Genomic DNA, 19,380 nt, shown 5'->3' on the forward strand with positions numbered 1-19,380 from the left:
GTAAAACATTTTAATCATTCTAATTGATTCTTGTCAGGCATTGAGTTTTTCAAATGAAAATAAATACATAATTAAATTTTTAATGGTTAGTATTATCTTAGACTTCAACACTTCAACACTTCAACACTTCAACACTTCAACACTTTTATAGAATTAATCTTCTTTTGAATTTCATCGGCTCCTTCATTAAGTGCTCTGACATCTTTAAAATTATTTTCTTGTAAAATAAGAACAGCCTTTGCTGCTCGTATTCCGCTTTTGCAAAAGACTAAATATTGTTGTTCTTTATCCAACTGGCTCATATTTTCTTTGAAAGTTGAAAGCGGGAGTTCAAAAACATTTTGATGTTGAATACGCGGTTGTTCATCTAATTTGCGAACGTCAATCAACTTATAATTTTCCAATAGACTTACGTGGAAGGGTTTCGGAGCTGCTTCATCTGAATTGTATTCGTTATCGAAAAACTCTTGTGTAATTTTTATACGTTCTTTCTTAGAAAATTGAAACTTGTGCTGGCTTGCAGTAAGCGTATTGTAAATCAGTAATTCCCCTGAAAGCACATTACCTGAGCCTAGAATAATTTTCATCACTTCCTGTGCCTGCATCATCCCGATCAAACCAACATTTGTTCCCAGAACACCGGCTTCTGCACAGCTTGGCACTTCTGCAGCTTCTGGAAATAAACAACGATATGTAGGTCCATTGTTGTAATTAAAGACGGAAACCTGACCTTCAAACCTGTGTATGCTTCCATAAACGAAGGGTTTTCCTGTTAATACGGCAGCATCATTGATAAGGTATCTAATCCCTATGCGATCTGTTGCATCAACAATAAGATCATATTTTTCAAATAGTTGTAACGCATTTTTACCCGTTAGATATTCAGTATCAACAGTTATGTTACAAGACGGATTTTGTTTTTTCAAAAAAGCTTGAGCTTCCTCAACTTTAAATTTTCCGATAGATTTATTAGAAAATAAAATTTGTCTATGCAGATTAGATTCATCAACGCGATCACCATCTACAATACCTAATTTTCCAATCCCAGATGCAACCAGATAGGGCAGAAGGGCACAACCCAAGCCACCAACTCCTATAATCAGCACACGGGCTTCAGCCAGTTTTTGTTGACCTTGTTCCCCAATTTGAGGAAGTATTATTTGACGTTGATATTTGCTCATGTCTATATTATTAACCACCTGCATAAGGAGGCAGCAAAGCGATGACATCGCCATCATTGAGTTTTTTTGCCGCTTTCTGATCAATCAATTTATCATTTATCGCCAGTTGAAAGGGAATGTGTCCGATTGGATTATTCTGTTTCATTTGCTCTAATAATTCATTAGAATTATTAGAGCTAATCTCGCGGGTTTCTTCGTGATTGCCCATCACATCAACCAATTGCCCAAAATATTTTAGAGTAACTTTCATACTATTTAATTTGCTCTAGTTGTTTTAATTCTTCAGGAGAATTGATATTGGTTAACGACTTGCTGTCTGCTATTTCAATCTCCTGATAGCGATGTTTTTTTATAAAATCTATAAGTTTTAAACGGTCGTTTTCAATATCATTTTCCATAACTGGCAGAAGGCTTTTTGCATAAATTCCTACCAGTGGATGCCAGTTTTCATCAGCAGTTGCAAAAGAAATTTCAGCATCACTTTTTGTGTTTTGCAAAAGGGTATTTAGTGCATCAACAGTTATTAGCGGAATATCACAACTCAGTATCAAAGCCTTTTTATTTAGGGTATGATTTAGCGCTGTTTGAATACCTCCTAAAGGACCTTTACCTTTGTAATTATCTTTCAGTAATTCAAGTTCAAAACTCAAATATTCTTGATTTTCAGTCACTAAAAAAACAAAGTTTGTAATTTTTTTTAAAACATTGATAATGTGATGGATAAACTGTTTTTCTTGAAATTTAACTAAGCCTTTTTCACTACCCATACGTGAGCTTTTTCCTCCACATAAAATATAGGCTGGTATGTTCGCCGAAGTGCTCATAGAACTAATTATCAAGCTCTATTATTGTATTGAATTTTTCATTTAAAAATGCCTCACAGGCGTTGTTAAGTGTTTCAAATTCTGTTATCATTTTGTGACCATAATCTGTTATAAACGTACCGCCACCATCTTTACCGCCTGTGTTTGTAATTACCAGAGGTTGTGATGAACTGGTGTTCATCGTGTTTATGAGATTCCAGGCTTTTTTATAAGACATCCCGATGGCTTTTGCCGCAGCACTTATCGAGCGGGTTTCGGCAACTTTTTTAAGCAAGGTAACACGACCAAATCCTAAGAAAGCTTCCCCTTCCTGTTCAATCCAAATTCTGCTTTTTACTTGTTTCATAATTAAAAGCTTAGATCCATATAATTTACTACATCGCCTGCTTTCAAATCAGTTTCTGTTTCAGGAACAACGAGCAAGGCATTACTTAAAGCATAGGTGTTGAGCATAGAACTTGCTTGCCCGGTGTAGGCTGTGATTTTAGTATCTGCAACACCTGCTTTTAAAAAGAGTGTTTTTCCAATTTTATTGGTTATATCTTCAGTCAGCTCGGCTTTTCGTTCATTTAAAAATGGAAGTAAACTTCCCATTCTGCTGCGCAAATGCGGCAAAACATAAACATAAAATGCCGTCAGGCTAGAAGCCGGATTTCCGGGTAATCCAAAAATAGATTTTTCTTCACTTGTACCAAACCATAAAGGTTTTCCGGGTTTTTGATTTACTTTGTAAAAATGTTCTTTAACACCATTACTGAGTAAGGCTTCTTGTACAAAATCATAATCTCCCACTGAAATTCCGCCGGAAACTAAAAGCACATCAGATTGTTGCAAGGCATTTTTTACAGCTTTTTTAGTCGCTTCTAAGGTATCCTGAGCTTTTAAGTTTTGAACTTTGGTAATACCTATTCGTCCTAAAGCACTTTTAAGCATTATGCCGTTGCTTTCATAAATATGATTAGGTTTTAGAGGTGTACCGGGTTTTTGCAATTCATTGCCCGTTGTCAAAATCGTAACCGAAGGTTTGCGATAAACCTCAATTTTAGTAAAACCAAGGCCTGCCATAAAACCCAAAGAGGCCTCATTGATTTGATGTCCTGTTTTAAGCACGTAAGTTCCGGCGGTAATTTGTTCACCAATGGGCCTAACGTTAGCTTCCTTATGTGGTAATTTATCAAGAATGAGTTGGTCTCCATTACGCGTGGTATGCTCTTGAATAACCACAGTATCAGCAGCATCAGGAACCGGCGCACCGGTAAAAATGCGAATCGCTTCTCCTTTCTTAAGGTCAGGGATTTGAGTATCACCGGCTTGCACCTGACCAACAACCTTCAATTCAGTTTTATCGGTATGAATAAACGCATAACCATCCATCGCAGATTGTCTAAAGGAGGGAAGGTTTATAGGTGCCGTTAAATCTTCAGCTAAAAAATACCCAAATGCATCTTCAAGATTGAGCGTAAAAGTATCAAGCAGTTTTGCTTTTTGAATAATAAGTTGTTGAGCTTCGGTTACCGAAATCATAGTTTTAAAGCGTTGTGTCTTAGCGAATATAACGATATGTTTTAAGAGTTTTGCCCGGATTATCAGCTATTAACAGCTTTTTATTAATTTCAGAATATTTGCCCGGCATAATTCGTTATTTAAAACCGAAACGCCTCGCTTATTTGTCAGAGTGAATTTTCTTTAAACCTTTTAGTTTTTTCTTAGCAGTCATCCCTATATTTTATATCTAAATTGATTTCAAATAAATCGAAGGATTACAAGATGGTTCTTCTTTGATTTTTAATGAATTAAAAGATCAGAATGGCCAAGGACTTTAAGAGAAATGTCTCTATAACCGGAATAGAAGAATTTACCAATATTAGATTAGGCAAACCTGTGCGCGACGCAGCAGGAATGCTGGGTGTAAAAGAAGCGCTGAAACACGGCTTTAAAGAAATGGGCGTCTTAAGGTCTATGGGTGCATTGCTCAAAATGAATCAGAAAGATGGTTTTGATTGCCCCAGTTGTGCTTGGCCAGACCCTGAAAACAGGTCTCCGGTAGCAGAATATTGTGAGAACGGTGCCAAAGCACTGGCTGATGAAGCAACCACAGCTAAGGCAGATGCTGGTTTGTTTAAAAAATGGACAGTTGAAGAATTATCTCAGCTATCAGATTACGAACTCAATAAATTTGGGCGTTTAATAGAACCTTTAGTGCTTAGACCTAATAGTCTGCACTATGAACCGATTACGTGGACAGAGGCTTACGGTTTGATCACTAAACATCTGGATAGATTAAACCATCCTGACGAAGCGATTTTCTACACGTCTGGTCGCTCCAGTAATGAGGCCGCTTTTTTATATGGAATGTTTGCTCGTGCTTTTGGTACGAATAATATGCCAGATTGTTCTAATATGTGTCACGAGTCTAGCGGTGTAGCGCTGGGTGAAACCTTAGGAATAGGGAAGGGATCAACGGTTTTAGAAGATTTATATGAAGCTGAAGTGATTATCATTGCCGGTCAAAATCCGGGAACCAATCACCCGCGGATGATGTCTGCTCTGGAAAAATGTAAAAATAACGGCGGAAAAATAATAAGTATCAATCCGTTGGAAGAATCCGGGTTGGTGAATTTTAAAAATCCGCAGCATTTAAGTGGAACAATTGGTAGCGGTGTTCAGATGGCAGATTTACATCTTCCTGTGCAAATCAATCAGGATATTCCGCTGATGAAATTGATTCTTAAAAAATTAGCCACTTTAGATTCTATAGACCACAAGGTTTTTGATCACGCCTTTATAGAAAAATATACAACCGGTTATGACGGGTTTATAAACGACATAAAACAATACGATGAGGCTGATTTGCTAGCTCGTGCCGGTGTGCAGGAATCTGATGTAAATAAAGCCGTAGCGATGCTACGCCATTCAGAAAAAATCATCGTATGCTGGGCGATGGGCTTAACCCAGCATAAAAACGGAGTAGAAAATATACGCGAGTTTGTAAACTTGTTATTATTAAAAGGAGCTTTAGGCAAACCCGGTGCAGGTACCTGTCCCGTGAGAGGTCATAGTAATGTACAGGGCGATCGCAGTGTTGGCATTCAGCATTTTATAGATGAAGCAATGAACAGGAGGATTAAGGAGTTTATGCATTTTGATCCACCCACAAAAAGAGGACTTGATGTTGTTGAATCTATGGAAGCGATGCATGAGGGAAAAGCTAAAGTCTTTTTTTGTCTGGGTGGAAACTTCCTGATGGCTGCATCAGACACAAAATATACCGCTGAAGCCATACAGAATTGTGAGCTTTCGGTACAAATTAGCACAAAGCTTAATCGCACTCATCTGGTTACCGGTAAAACGGCTTTAATCTTACCAACGCTAGGACGTTCTGAAAAAGACACCATCAACGGAAAGCAGCAGTATTTTACGGTTGAAAACAGTATGGGTAAAGTGAGTCAGTCTAAAGGTATTCTCAAACCAGCTTCTGGAAATGTAAAGAGCGAACCGCTTATAATAGCTGAGATCGCCGATGCCTATTTCAAAGGCAACCATCCTGTAGATTGGAAAGCGATGGGAATGGATTATGAGATTATCAGAGAATATATTGATTTGGTAGCCAAAGGTTTTAAGGATACTTCAAAACGTTCTGAAGGTCATGGATATTACTTACCAAATAATGTGCGTAATCTTGACTTCAGTATGCTTCCGCAAGGAAAAGCACAAATCACGGTTAATAAATTACCGCAACATACTTTAGCAAAAGATGAATTTATGCTGATGACTATTCGGTCACACGATCAGTTTAATACTACAATTTATGGTCTGGACGATAGATACCGTGGAGTTTACAATGAACGCCGCGTTGTTTTCATGAATCAAAAGGATATGGATAAACTAGGCTTGAGAAAGTTAGATGTAGTTGATATCACCAGCGAATATGATGGTGAAGTCCGTAAAGCCAGAAAGTTCTTAATGATACCTTACAATATCCCAGAAGGAAATATAGCTTCTTATTTCCCCGAGACAAATATACTTGTGCCGTACAATCACTTTGCAGAACGCAGTCAAACCCCCATAAGTAAATCTGTTAAGGTGAAAATTCATAAACAGACTAAAACGGTGAAGGAATTGGTTTAAGAAATTTAAAAACCCCCGATATTTAGTCGATTAACCCCCTATATAATAGTTTTAAATTAGTGAAAATTGTAAAAGCTAACAGGAGTTAGTCTTAATAAGAGCATTCACTAAAATATCTATTTTGAAATTTAAAAGTGTCGTTTCAGTTTTTAGTATAATAATAATTGCTAGTACAGCATTTTTATTAAGCTGGAAGAGCCAACCAAAAAGTTCTCAGAAGGAGGAACCAACTAGTATTGAACTACATTTAGATTCTAAAAAGACCTTTCAACTTATAGATAATTTTGGAGCTTCTGATGCGTGGTCTGTACAATTTGTGGGCAGTAACTGGCCTTTACATAAAAGAGAGAAAATAGCAGATTTGTTGTTCAGTTTGGAAAATGATGAATCTGGTAGTCCTAAAGGAATAGGTTTAAGCCTTTGGAGGTTTAATCTGGGTGCAGGAAGTGCTGAACAAGGTGAGCAAAGTGGTATTGGAGATGAATGGAGAAGAGCTGAATCTTTTCTAAGCGATGATGGCTCTTATGATTGGAACAAACAGCAAGGTCAAGTGTGGTTTGCAAATGCGGCTAAAAATAGAGGTGTAAAAGAGTTATTAATTTTTTCTAATAGCCCGCCGGTAAAATTCACTCGCAATAATAAAGCATATACGAGCAATAAAAACGAATCTAACCTTAATGCTGAGCAAGTAAAAGATTTTGCTATTTACCTAGCAGATGTAGCTCAGGGATTAGAGAACAAAGGCTTAAAAGTAGATTATATCAGTCCGGTAAATGAACCGCAGTGGGATTGGGCAGACGGAGGTCAAGAAGGAACTCCTTTTTGGAATAGTGAGATTTCGAGCTTGGTAAAAGAATTAAGTAGACAACTTGACGAAAAAAATCTGGACAGCATTTTTATTGATATAGCCGAGACAGCTCAAATTAACTACCTAGTAGAATCAGGAGACAAAAAGGGCAGAGGTGATGTTATCAATTCCTTTTTTAATAAATCTTCAACAAATTATGTAGGTAATCTAAATCACGTAAGTCCTAGTGTATCTGCACACAGCTACTTCACAACATCTCCTTTTGCTAAAATGGTAGAACAACGTGAAAAAGTGAATAGTGCTATAGTAAAGATTCCTGACTTGCATTTTTGGATGAGTGAATATTGTATTCTAGGTGATAATAACGGAGAGATTAACGGAAATGGTCGTGATTTGGGGGGTATGGAGTCTGCACTATATATGGCTCAAGTAATTCATAGTGATTTGGTGGTTGCAAATGCTAGTGCCTGGCATTGGTGGACTGCAATTTCTGCTTATGATTATAAAGATGGCTTAGTCTATATTGATAAGAATAAAAATGACGGTAACTTTTATGAAAGTAAAATGCTCTGGGCTTTTGGTAATTATAGCAGGTTTATCAGACCGGGTTACCAACGTGTATCACTTAACGGAGTTAATGAAAATAAGCTAAATAAAGATTTTGTTTATTCAGCTTATAAAAGTCCTGACGCAAAAAAAACAGTGTTGGTTTTTATAAATGCAACTCCAGAAAGCAAAGAAGTCAATCTTAATTATGAAGACAGCTTCAAGTATTCAAAAATTGAAAGTTATGTGACTTCAGAAGATTCTGATCTTGAAAGAAGAGTGTTGTTTATTAATGAGCAATTAGAAATTCCAGCAAAATCCGTTACAACATTTGTTTGTACTATGGAATAATAAATTTCTGTTTAAGTGTTAGTTATAAGTGTGTTATTTTGACATTGAACAGTTATAAAGCCTCAGTTTACTGAGGTTTTTTGTTTTAAATAGGATTTTTTCTATTCTTTAGATCTTTTCAATTTGCTATTCCACAGTTTGATTTTGAACCGTAATTTTTGTTTTCTCTTCTTTTTACTTTCTTGATCTTGAACTAAGTTGATATAGAATTTAGCGCCAGCTTCCTCAAAAGAGGTTTTTTTCGGTAGAGATAGTCCTTCATTGGCTTTTAGATTTTTCCACGGGATAGACAACCAAATATTGACATATTCATCCAGTTTGATTTTTCCTTCAGCAAAAGCCTGAATGGCAGAAGATTGAAATTCAGTCCGTGGAATAATTATTTCGCCATTTACCACTTTAAATGTTTGAACGATAGGTCTAAACTCTAATTCTTCAAATCGATCCTCTTTAAGTAAAACAACACTTTCCATCAAAGGTTTGTAGTTATGCAGCGTGAGGTTTTGTAGATTCAATTGCAGTTCACCGTTGAGGCTATCAGAATTTAAAGTTCCGTCATCATTGAGCATTCCTGTTGCCTGTAGGTTAAAGTTTATTAATCCGCCAAGTTTATCAGTATTTTTCAAGTTTTCATTCTTAAAATAATCAAGCCCTTCAACAATCTTTTTAAGATCTAAGTTAGTCGCTTCAATAGTAATAGTTACCGGTAGATGCTTAGGTTCAGAAATATTTGCAAGAGCTTCTATATGCAATTTACCATCATAAAAGTCTACATCACTTTTTTGAATTTTTAGGTTTTCCGTATTGTCAAAAAGAAGATACGTATCAAAATCTGTTAACCTTAAATTCTTGTGAATAAGGGTATCAATAGTAATGCTTCCCTGTGGATAATAGGAGTCATTAATAGTATTTAGAATGTCCTTCAGGTTTTGAATTTTTAAAGGTTTTTTATCTGAAGTGTCTTTAGTTTTTTTACTCGTATCGAAAAATGTCACCAGATCTGCAGTATCTAGGTAAGGAGAACTAATATCAAAAGTCGAAATATGCTCCTCGTTTTCTATCGAATTATTGATGAAATCAGAGAAATTATTAATCGATCCTGAAACATTCAATGTGCTTTTGCTTGGCAGATCTATGGTTAAGGTTTCCAGATTTGCAAAATCATTCTTGATCTCTAAGCGAAGACTGTCTATAGGAATCTGAATACCTGCCAACGGAAAATTTACTTTCGAGTCTACCAGTTTTAAAGTTCCTATTGCATCGGTATTAAATACGGCGAGATCTGATGCTTCTCCGTGATAATCGCCGGTAAACTCAAATTTTCCAGATTCAAATATAAAATTGACAGTCTTTAAATAATCATTTAAGTCTGCTGTATTACCAGAGGCCTTTGCCTCAAACTTAAAATCAAAGGGATTTTTTTTTTCAGCATTTTTAACTCTTTTTAAAGATTGAATGGTTCCCTTTAAAAATAACCGAGAATTTTTATAATTGATCTTGAGATGATCCAATTTTAAAATAGAATCATTCTCAAAATATACCGAAGCATCAACATCTTTAGTAATTAAACCTTTGTATTTTAAGGAATCTATATTGAGCGAAACTTGAGGTTGCAATCTGTTTATATCTTTAAAGGCTTTTGATAATTCTCGGGATTTAGTTTCTGAAGTAAGAACATTTTTCTTGCTAAAAGAATTAACGACACCCATCCATTGATCCCCATCTACAAAAGGAGCTTTTATATTTAGAAAAACACTGCTTTTTGTTTCTTGGTTATCTAAAAGTATATTGGTGAAATTTTTAATATTTCCGTTTAAAACAAAGGGATGCAATGCGCCCACTTCAAGTTCAACCTGATCTAATATGATATTTGAATTTGCGATATTAACGGATAATGAATCAAAGTCGATATCGAAACCGGCGTTCGGGTAGTAGAAGCTTGCATTTTTTAGTTTTAAAATACCCCTGGCTTTATTCAGAAGTTGGTTGAATTCTTGAATGTTACCGGAAACATTCCCTGAAAAGTCAAAGTTACCGGCTCTTATATCTACTAATTTGATATCAAATAAATCTTGAAAAATAGCAATAGGTCCTTTAGTTTTTGCTTGTACATTGAGGTGAAGCGGCTGTTTAATTGCAATATCTTTTCTGGGAACAATTAAGTTTCCTTTTAAATTGGTTTTAGATTTCTGATAATTGATGTAAAAGTCATTAATGGTAATTATCTCAGGGCTAGTCAATTGAATGTCTGAGCTTAGATTTTGATATTGAATTGCGTTGTAAACAACATGGTCTAATTTGAGTTTAAACCGCGGCTGAAATTTATGAAAAACTGCGGTGAGTATTTGATTGATATTTTTACGATCATCCTTGTTTTTATCAGATTCCGGAATCATTTTCTTGGCTGTAGAAATGAGTTCATCTACATTTAAATAGCCAGATTTTAACTCCACAAAACTGCTGGTAGGCTCTAATGGATTATTTGAAATCAAAGAGGAAATATTATTGAGATATCCTGTAAAAACGAGGTTTTCGCTTTTTTCTAATTCGATACTCAATTCTTCTAGAAATGATTTTTTATTAGCTAAACTTAGTTTGATGGTTTTTACAGGTAATTGTAAGCCATTTTTTTTGAGAATAACCTGAGTATTATTGAGTAAAAAGCTTCCTTCCGCAAAATTAAAAAGCTGCTCAAGATGGTCAATATCGCCTCTAACCTTGGTATTTAATTCGAAATTTCCACCTTTAAAATCAAAATCATCATTCTTTAAAACCTGTGCGAGCGATTCATTTTTACCTTCTATATTTAAATTAGCAGCGACATAATTGGGGTACTCAGGAGTAGATTGATAATAACTGTTATCCAACTTTAGCTCCATGCCTTCAAGGTTACCGGTGACCTCTTTGAAGAATATTTTTATATCCTCTTTAGTTCCTTTTTTACTTTGGATGCTGTCAGATATGTAAATCTTATTTGTGAGATATCCTTTAAAATTAGTATTTGACAGGGTATATTTATCGTTATAACTAGCTGTGTTAGCTGTACTTTTAAACCTAGCATTAATCTCTGGAGTATTTTTAAATTGAAATAAGCCATCAAGTGTCAAACTCGTTTGAATGGGGTTTGATATTACAAATGGAGCAATCTTCTTTGCAATACTATCAGAAAGAAATTTTTGTAAAGAACCGAATTTCAGATTGTCATTAGAGAGATTTATATGATATGCAGGTTCTAGCAAATTAAAACTAGAACTTATGGTAAATCGCTCATCGTCTATGCTTAGAATAAACTCGGATATATTTAAAACATTTTCATTAGTATCTAAGGAAAATTTGGGTTTGCCAGATACTTCGGTTGATTTTAAAAAGCTACCTTTTTGTGTATTAAACCCTAATTTATTGATACTAGCTTCAAAACTAAAAGACCCACTTATCAGTGATTTAGTCTTTTTGAGTTGACCACGAATATTATAAAACTCTAAATTGAAATCTTTATGAAATATACTATCCTTAGCAACATATTTTAATTCTTTTATTCTAAAACTTGTTGCTTTGAGATCTATCCAGGATGGAAATGAAATAGAGGCTTTATGATTTTGAAGTTTATTTAATTTTTGCTTTATGTGATAATCATAAGATTTATCAGAGACCATTTCAGAATAAATTGAAGCGTTGTTAATCGTAATATTTTTAAACTGAAAATCTCCTCGAATTAAATCGCTGGCACTAATAGTGACCAATGCCTTATCAATGACAATTGATTTTCTTTTAAAAGAAATCGTGTCCCTTTCACTTTGAGATATATCGTTAATTGTAAAACCAACGTTAGGAAAACCGGTTAAAAAATTAGCTTCTACGTCACCAATCTCTAAAGTTCCTTCGTGATTGGCGTTATACCACTCCTGTAAACCATTTACAATTAAGTTACGGCTTTGCCAGCCCAATATGAATAAACCAATGGGGACTAAAATAATAAGCCCTAAAATAAGTCCAAGACGGCGTAAACGTTTGGTTGATTTAGGTTTATTTTTCTTTGTGATAGGATGAATTGTCAAATGTTATTTTAAAGTAAAATATGAAAAATAGTTATTTGTTAGCTTTTTCGAGCAATTAGAAGTCAGCTGCTAGGTAGGAACTATCAAAAATAGTCTAGAAATATCCTAAAGTTGATTAAGTAATTCAAAAGAATTATAATGTAATTCTGAGTCTGACAAGTTGCATATGTAATTAAGATTATAGAGGTCGGTAGTTAGTTGCATTCAATTTGCTTGCCATACACTTTGTCCTTGTTGATCATTTTAGTAATTAGATTATTGAATATTGTGGCTTTGCTTTGTGAGTGGTTAATCCTAAAACAAAACTCATTAAAATATCTATTGAAATCGCTCACCCAAGAACTGGTTGTTCTTATCCAGAACTTGATCTGATGAATTTTGGTACTGGTAGCCATCTTGAAGACAATAAAAAAAGCCTTGTGCATACCAAACTTAACTTTATGAAAAAGCGTATTGAAAGTAGCGGACTCCTGGAGCGAACAGATATTGCATGTTCTTGAGAAATCCTTTCTTGCCTGAGGTTTTTTATGGCCACACTTACGGCACTTAAATCCATCATTCCATTTAATCTCAGCCAGGTATTCTTTACAATTTTCATCAGTTTTGAACCGATCAGAGAACTCTAGGAGATTTTGACCCTTGAAACTATTCATATGATCCCTATATTTGGTGTCTTCCAAGATATGAGTTTAAATACTTGCCTCTATATAGTTATATGGATGTGTTGATAATTTGAAATATTGAATGTAAATCAGAATAATAATTATTTCTGATAATTTGCCGGGCTAACTCCTATTCTTTGAGAAAATGTAGATGAAAAATGCTGAACAGAAGAGAAACCACAAGCGAACGCAATATCAGACATACTGTAATTTGAAGCTTTGATCATTTCTATGGCTTTTTCTATTTTCAAATTGATAATAAAGCTATTTGGAGGATAACCTGTCAATTTCTTCACCTCATAAGTAAATTTTGTTTTCCCCATTCCAAACAAAGTGGCAAGATCTTCAATAATCCATTTTTTATTTAAATCTTTATTAACTACTTGGGTAAGTCTCTCTATAAAATTATCCTCTTCAGAAATTTGTTGTTCTCGTAAGGATAAATAGCGATTGAGATCAATAAAAAAATTCTCTATAATATTACCTACCATAGTTTTAAAACCCTTTTCTTGGTTCTTTAGTTCTTTCTCAAGTTCAATAAAGTACTTTTTAAAGACTTTTGCTTTTTCTATGACAATAACATTTTCAGAAGTCATCATAGAGCCTAGATTTTCTTGAAATTTTTTAGAAAGCTTAGTCCATTTTCCAAGGTTTAAAGGCGTGTCAACTGAGAATTCTTCTGGTTTTATAACAATCCAGTTGATATGGCCAATATCCATTTTACCTTCCGGACTGCCATTTAGTTGCCAAGGAGTTGTGACCGATAGATTATCGGGAAGCAATTCTACTTCAGTATTATCTACTACCCATTTGTATTTACCACTTTTTACAAAATGAATTTCAATACCATCATTCAAATGCGGACGCATATTTTCATCCATTCTTACCTTGGAAAATTTCATACTACCAAATTGTTTGATATAGGGAACGCTTTTTAAAGGACCTAAGTTTTCCGGATGCCACCAGATCCCTTGATTACCTTCTTTATTATTTATAGCAGACATTTAAATGAATATATGTAGTGATTAAAATGAAGTTCAATTTATGATATAACGATAAAAGCTTTTATAAAATTGACCGTTGTTTGAAAATATCATTAAAAAAACTCTAAAATATTAAACTTACCGAGAATTTAAACGAGATCTTAAAATTGATTTGTTTCCAAATTGTTAATGAAGATTCTTAAGTTTAATTGAAAATTAGAACTATTTTCTAATCAATTTCAATTCAAGATTAATGAACGTAAATTTTTTACAAAGGCTAGTAGTATTATTTATAGTCATCATTACTGCATATACGAGTAATGCTGCTGAGATATGGGTTTCTCCAGAAGGAAATGATTTAAATGCAGGGACAAAAAATGAACCTTTTGCCACCGTAAATAGAGCATTGCGCAAGGCAAGAGAAATGCGAAGACTCAGTCAATCTGATATAGAAGGCGGAATTAAAATTATTTTAAAAGACGGCACTTATTATTTACCAGAACCTGTATTTATTAGACCGGAAGATTCTGGTTCTGAGATCAGTACTACATCGATTGAATCCGAGCCTTTTGCAAAACCTGTTTTATCCGGAGGTATTGAAATAGCAGGGTGGAAACCTTCAAAATCGATAAACGGTTTAAAACCGGGTATTATATGGGAAATTGATGTTCCTAAAAAAGCAGGATCTGTTTTAAATTTTAGACAGTTTTGGGTTAATGGGAAAAAAGCAATAAGAGCTAAAAATACAAGAGGTTCTGAAATGCAACGGATTTTATCATGGGATAAAAATACCGAATCGTGTTGGATTCCAATTGATTCAGAAGAATTCAATTTTGAACCCGGAATGGAGCTATTTATTCAGCAGTGGTGGGCTATAGCTAATTTGAGAATAAAAGAGGTTGAAGTACATCAAGATAGTGCTAAAGTAAGCTTTGAAAACCCCGAGAGCCGCATACAAAATGAACATCCATGGCCTGCTCCGTGGATATCAGAAAAAACCGGTAATTCACCTTTTTTCTTAAATAATGCATTGAGTTTTTTAGACGAGCCAGGCGAGTGGTATTTTGATAATTCAAAATCAAAAATTTACTATTATCCCAGAGCTGGAGAGGATTTAAAATCTAAAGCAGTAATTCCATTTTTAGAAAATCTCGTTTCAATTACAGGAACAGTAGATAACCCAGTTCATCACATAGGTTTTAAGAATATTTCTTTTGAATACAGTAACTGGCTACGACCATCTTTAAAAGGTCACGTTCCACTACAGGCTGGTATGTATTTGTTAGATGCTTACAAGCTTCAAACTCCTGGTACTCCAGATAAAGCAGGTCTAGAAAATCAAGCATGGATAGGAAGACCCAGAGCAGCTGTTGAAGTTAATTATGCTAATAATACTGTATTTGAAGCTTGTAGTTTTCAGCATTTATCTTCTACAGGATTGGATTATCATAAAGGCACTAAAAATAATACTATAAAAGGCAATTTGTTTAAGGATATTGGAGGGAGTGGTATCAATATCGGTGTTTTCTCAGACGAAGCTTTTGAAACACATTTGCCGTACAATCCTAAGGACACTCGAGAGATTAGTTCGGGTAATAAAATTACAGATAATCTAATCACAGATGTTACTAATGAAGATTGGGGTACAGTAGGTATTAGTGCTGGCTATGTGAAAGATATTCTTATCGCACATAACGAGATTTCAGATGTATCTTACTCAGGGATTAGTTTAGGATGGGGGTGGACGCAGTCTGAAAATGCAATGCGTGGAAATAGAGTGCTGGCAAACAAAATACATCATTATGGGAAACACCTTTATGATGTTGCCGGAGTTTATACACTATCAGCTCAACCTGAAACGAGTATAGAAGAAAATGTCATTTATGATATTTACAAAAATCCTTATGCACACGACCCGTATCACTGGTTTTACCTATATACTGATGAGGGGTCTTCACACATAACCGTAAAGGACAATTGGGTTCCTGCTCAGAAATTTTTGCAAAATGCAAATGGTCCCGGAAATATCTGGGAAAATAACAATGCCTTTGTAAATGATATAATAAAACAAAAAGCAGGTATTAGAGCACCTTATAAAAATTTACTTAAAGAGGTGGTAATAGATGAGCAATGGCCGTTAAAAGAAATTCCTCAATTCGCAGCTGTAGAAATTATAGGGACCAGCTTAGATATTTCAAAAATTAAAGAAGCTGCACAATCTAGAGGCTTTATAGATCCTAAAGTTTACAAATGGAAGAATCATGTGGTTATACACGGAAAGCTCAATTATATTGAAAAATTTAAAAATGATTTAAGTGATCTTTTTCCCAAAGCTGAACTAAAAACGTATCAGCATCCCATTTATGATTATAAAAAGAATGAAAGATGTTCTGATACTAAAATGGCTTCAGAATGGGATCATATCCTATTAACAGCAAACCTCGTAGAAGATGCTCAATTACAAAAAGAATATATAGACTATCATACTTCACAATTTGAAGAGTGGCCTGAAGTAGCAGAAGGGTTTTGTAATGGTGATTTTCAGCAATTACAGATATTCAAAAACGGAAATCAATTAATGCTGACAATAAGTATTCCCAAAGATGCAGCTTTTGAAAAGCTAAATCCGTTAACGCTAAAAAATAATTCCAGAATGGAAGCATGGAACTCAATTATGTCAAAATATCAGACGGGAATTAAAGGAACTAAAAAAAGTGAAGTCTGGGTATTTCTAGACCCAATAGAATAAGTATTCCTAGTTATTACAATTATATGAAACAAACCAACCATCAGTTTTACGACTTCCTAGATTTCGAAATCGATTTAGATAACGATAAAAAGGATTCTCGACTTTGGAAAGCATGTAAGCCTACTGATATAGCTTCCTATGGTTTAGGAGTGGTTCTAACAATACCGTTTCAATGTCAAAAAAGGTCTAATGATATTGAAGCAGACTTGACTGTTGCAAGAAAAACGTATAAGGTTTATTTAAGAGCTTATGGTTCTAAAATACTAAGACTTTGTATAGGATTTGATGCAGTAATTTCAGAGAGTTCTGAGATGATTCAAATGGCAGATGCTATAAATGAGGTTGCATTGTTTTATGAAATCGATGGTGATACTTGGATTGTGATTGATAGAAATGGTGAAACACGCGCAAAAATAGATTTATCAGATTGTGCAATCGATTACTGGAGTGATTTATTACCTGCACCACAAGAAACATTTGAAGCCACTTTATATCCTGATGGTAAAAAAGAGGTTGTAATAAGTGGGCACGATCAGTTTTTCCCTGCTAGAGTAGATGCAATGCCTTTAGCATTTATAGAGAAGAATGGGAAACCTCATAGTGCAACACTTTCATTTGAATCAACAGCCGATGAAAAATTTGTAGGAACGGGTGAGCGATTTTCAAAATTAGACTTATCTGGACGTACATTTCAGCTAAAAAATCAAGATGGCCAAGGTGTAAATAACAAGCGAACATATAAAAATGTTCCCTTTTATCTATCTAGTGAGCTGTATGGTTTGTTTTTGCATACTTCTGCTTATTGTAAATTTTCAATGGCCGATTTTTCTACACGTTCGGTTCAGATTTATACAGAAGAACCTGTTTTAGATCTATTTCTAATAGGTGATGCTTCACCGGAGCGTATAATATACCGTTACAAACAACTTACTGGTTTTCCAGAAGTTCCTCCTATTTGGAGTTTTGGGATTTGGATGAGTCGCATGACTTATTTTTCAGAAGAAGAAGTAATTGAAATTTGTGACAGACTTAGAGAAGAGAAATTTCCTTGTGATGTTATCCATTTAGATACGGGTTGGTTTGAAACGGACTGGCTTTGTGAATGGAAATTTAATTCTGAAAGATTTCCTGACCCAAAAGCTTTTATTTCAAAATTGAATAAAAGAGGATTTCGCTTAAGTCTCTGGCAGATGCCCTATATCTCAGAAAATGCGCAACAGTTTAAAGAAGCTACTGAGAACAAATATATAGGCGTAGCCTTGAATACACCTAAAGAGAAGGGTTCTAACTTTAGTAATCTTGATTATGCTGGTACAATAGATTTTACCTATCCCAAGGCTGTTAAATGGTATCAAGATCTACTCCAAGAGTTATTCGATATGGGAGTGAGTGCCATTAAAACAGATTTTGGTGAAGAGATTCATATGAATGCTGAATATCATGGAATGCCACCCGAGCTTTTAAATAATCTTTATGGTCTTCTTTATCAAAAGGCAGCTTACGAGATTACAAAATCTGCTAGAGGTGAAGGTATTATCTGGGCAAGAGCTGGCTGGTCTGGCTGCCAACGATATCCAATACACTGGGGAGGAGATGCAGCAGCCTCTTGGGAAGGTATGGCAGGTTCATTAAAGGGCGGACTTCATTTGGGACTCTCCGGATTTGGTTTTTGGAGCCATGATGTTCCGGGTTTCCACGGAGTGCCTAATTTTATGAATTCAGTAATACCTGATGATTTGTATGTAAGGTGGACGCAGTTTGGTGTTTTCACTTCACATATTAGGTACCACGGTACTTCAAAAAGAGAGCCTTATTTCTACCCTAATATTTCTGGTATTGTAAGAAAGTGGTGGCAATTGCGATATGCATTAATTCCTTATTTATTAGAGCAGAGTAAGGCTTGTATGACTTCAGGATATCCCGTATTAAGAGCTCTTTTAATGCATCATCCAGATGATGTTATGTGTTGGCATATTGATGATCAATATTATCTAGGATCTGATTTTTTAGTGGCTCCAATTATGAATTCTGAAAATTCACGAAATATCTATTTGCCAGAAGGAGAATGGGTTAACTTTTTCACAGGAACCGAATATCACGGAACACAATGGATTAAAAATTTTGAAACCAACTTACAGGACATGCCAGTATGGATAAGAAAAGGAAGTTCTATTCCTTTGTATACAAACGAAGTAAGTTGTACAGATGAAATGAATTTAGATACCACAATATCCCTTGAAGTTGATTCAGATTTTAAAGGAATTTGGCAGTATTTGAAAATTGAAGATTCTAACTAAAGTATCACTTATAAATTATTAATTATGAATACGATAATATCTGATAATCAATTAAAACAGTACGATGAAGAAGGTTTTTGCATCTTAAAGAATGTAATACCACAAGAACTTTTAGAGCGTTTGCGAGATGAATGTCAACGCTTTATAAAGGAAAAAGATGATGAGATGGACAAGAAGGGGATAGAGGTTGATGAGATTAATCATAAAGGGAAACGTTATTTTATTGCCTTACGCTATAAAGATAGTGAGACGATGCAGGATCTTATTTTTGGTAAAGAGATGGAAGAGATCGTCAACAAGGTTTTAGGAGACGAAGCGTACTTATTTCTAGAACAATTTGTTGTGAAAGCTGCAGATAAGGGAATGACGTTCTCATGGCATCAAGATTCAGGCTACCTTGATTTTGAGCATAAACCCTACTTATCAGTTTGGCTTCCCCTAGATGATGTTTCTGAAGAAAATGGAACAGTTTATATGCTTCCTTATAAAGATGCTGGTACCAAGAAAAGAATTGATCATGTTCTTCAAGAAGGCACAAACGATAAAATAGGTTATTTTGGAGATAACCCCGGGGTACCAGCGGTTTTAAAAGCAGGAGATGTAGCTATTTTTTCGAGTACTTGTTTTCATAGAAGCGGTTCTAATAAAACTAACAAGTCAAGAAGGGTTTTATTGATTCAATATTCGGCACAACCTATTTTGAAAAAAGATGGTAACCCACTTTACTGGGCAGAACCTTTTCTTAAGGATGGAGAGAATTTAAAAACTCAAGAACTTTCTAAATAAGAAAGGTTAC

At 34.8% G+C, this 19,380-nt stretch carries 13 protein-coding genes; 5 read left to right on the plus strand and 8 right to left on the minus strand.

The features are described from left to right. Positions 1-128 precede the first annotated feature (128 nt). The 5 genes from BUB91_RS05595 to BUB91_RS05615 are packed head-to-tail and all read right to left on the minus strand — an operon-like array spanning position 129 to position 3,529. Complete coding sequence (locus tag BUB91_RS05595) at positions 129-1,181, minus strand: HesA/MoeB/ThiF family protein (protein WP_073098067.1); 1,053 nt, start codon at positions 1,179-1,181, stop codon at positions 129-131. A gap of 10 nt (positions 1,182-1,191) precedes the next feature. Beyond that, complete coding sequence (locus BUB91_RS05600) at positions 1,192-1,431, minus strand: MoaD/ThiS family protein (protein ID WP_073098070.1); 240 nt, start codon at positions 1,429-1,431, stop codon at positions 1,192-1,194. Position 1,432: 1 nt separating this feature from the next. Beyond that, entirely contained in the window at positions 1,433-2,005 is a 573-nt protein-coding gene (gene mobA, locus BUB91_RS05605; protein WP_073098292.1) for a molybdenum cofactor guanylyltransferase, read from the minus strand. 4 nt (positions 2,006-2,009) lie between these two features. Beyond that, positions 2,010-2,351 (minus strand): winged helix-turn-helix domain-containing protein, encoded by a 342-nt coding sequence (locus BUB91_RS05610; RefSeq protein ID WP_073098072.1) that lies wholly within the window; start codon positions 2,349-2,351, stop codon positions 2,010-2,012. Between the two features lie 2 nt (positions 2,352-2,353). After that, positions 2,354-3,529: a molybdopterin molybdotransferase MoeA gene (locus BUB91_RS05615; RefSeq protein ID WP_073098075.1), complete on the minus strand. Its 1,176-nt coding sequence runs from the start codon at positions 3,527-3,529 to the stop codon at positions 2,354-2,356. A 282-nt stretch (positions 3,530-3,811) separates the two neighbouring features. On the opposite strand from BUB91_RS05615, the gene BUB91_RS05620 reads away from it, so the two are divergent. Together BUB91_RS05620 and BUB91_RS05625 are read left to right on the plus strand one after the other, a co-directional pair. Next, positions 3,812-6,133 (plus strand): FdhF/YdeP family oxidoreductase, encoded by a 2,322-nt coding sequence (locus BUB91_RS05620; RefSeq protein ID WP_073098078.1) that lies wholly within the window; start codon positions 3,812-3,814, stop codon positions 6,131-6,133. Positions 6,134-6,254: 121 nt separating this feature from the next. Next, positions 6,255-7,838, plus strand: coding sequence for a glycoside hydrolase (locus tag BUB91_RS05625; RefSeq protein ID WP_073098081.1), 1,584 nt, complete (start codon positions 6,255-6,257; stop codon positions 7,836-7,838). 101 nt (positions 7,839-7,939) lie between these two features. Here BUB91_RS05625 and BUB91_RS05630 read toward each other — a convergent pair whose 3' ends face one another. From BUB91_RS05630 to BUB91_RS05640, 3 genes are all read right to left on the minus strand, one after another. Continuing rightward, positions 7,940-11,893: an AsmA family protein gene (locus BUB91_RS05630; protein WP_073098084.1), complete on the minus strand. Its 3,954-nt coding sequence runs from the start codon at positions 11,891-11,893 to the stop codon at positions 7,940-7,942. A gap of 194 nt (positions 11,894-12,087) precedes the next feature. Further along, positions 12,088-12,546: a transposase gene (locus tag BUB91_RS05635; RefSeq protein ID WP_083557858.1), complete on the minus strand. Its 459-nt coding sequence runs from the start codon at positions 12,544-12,546 to the stop codon at positions 12,088-12,090. Between the two features lie 110 nt (positions 12,547-12,656). After that, positions 12,657-13,559, minus strand: coding sequence for a helix-turn-helix domain-containing protein (locus BUB91_RS05640; RefSeq protein WP_073098089.1), 903 nt, complete (start codon positions 13,557-13,559; stop codon positions 12,657-12,659). A 232-nt stretch (positions 13,560-13,791) separates the two neighbouring features. Between BUB91_RS05640 and BUB91_RS05645 the strand changes: the two genes are divergently transcribed. Genes BUB91_RS05645 through BUB91_RS05655 form a run of 3 tightly spaced genes read left to right on the plus strand, consistent with a single transcriptional unit; the run spans position 13,792 to position 19,370 of the window. Continuing rightward, on the plus strand, positions 13,792-16,287 hold the full coding sequence (locus BUB91_RS05645) for a right-handed parallel beta-helix repeat-containing protein (protein ID WP_073098091.1): 2,496 nt from the start codon (positions 13,792-13,794) through the stop codon (positions 16,285-16,287). Positions 16,288-16,310: 23 nt separating this feature from the next. Beyond that, positions 16,311-18,584, plus strand: a complete 2,274-nt coding sequence (locus BUB91_RS05650) for a glycoside hydrolase family 31 protein (protein WP_073098094.1) — start codon at positions 16,311-16,313, stop codon at positions 18,582-18,584. Positions 18,585-18,608: 24 nt separating this feature from the next. Then, complete coding sequence (locus tag BUB91_RS05655) at positions 18,609-19,370, plus strand: phytanoyl-CoA dioxygenase family protein (RefSeq protein WP_073098096.1); 762 nt, start codon at positions 18,609-18,611, stop codon at positions 19,368-19,370. The last annotated feature ends 10 nt before the right edge of the window (positions 19,371-19,380 follow it).

This window comes from Leeuwenhoekiella marinoflava DSM 3653 (assembly GCF_900129005.1).
Taxonomy (GTDB): domain Bacteria; phylum Bacteroidota; class Bacteroidia; order Flavobacteriales; family Flavobacteriaceae; genus Leeuwenhoekiella; species Leeuwenhoekiella marinoflava.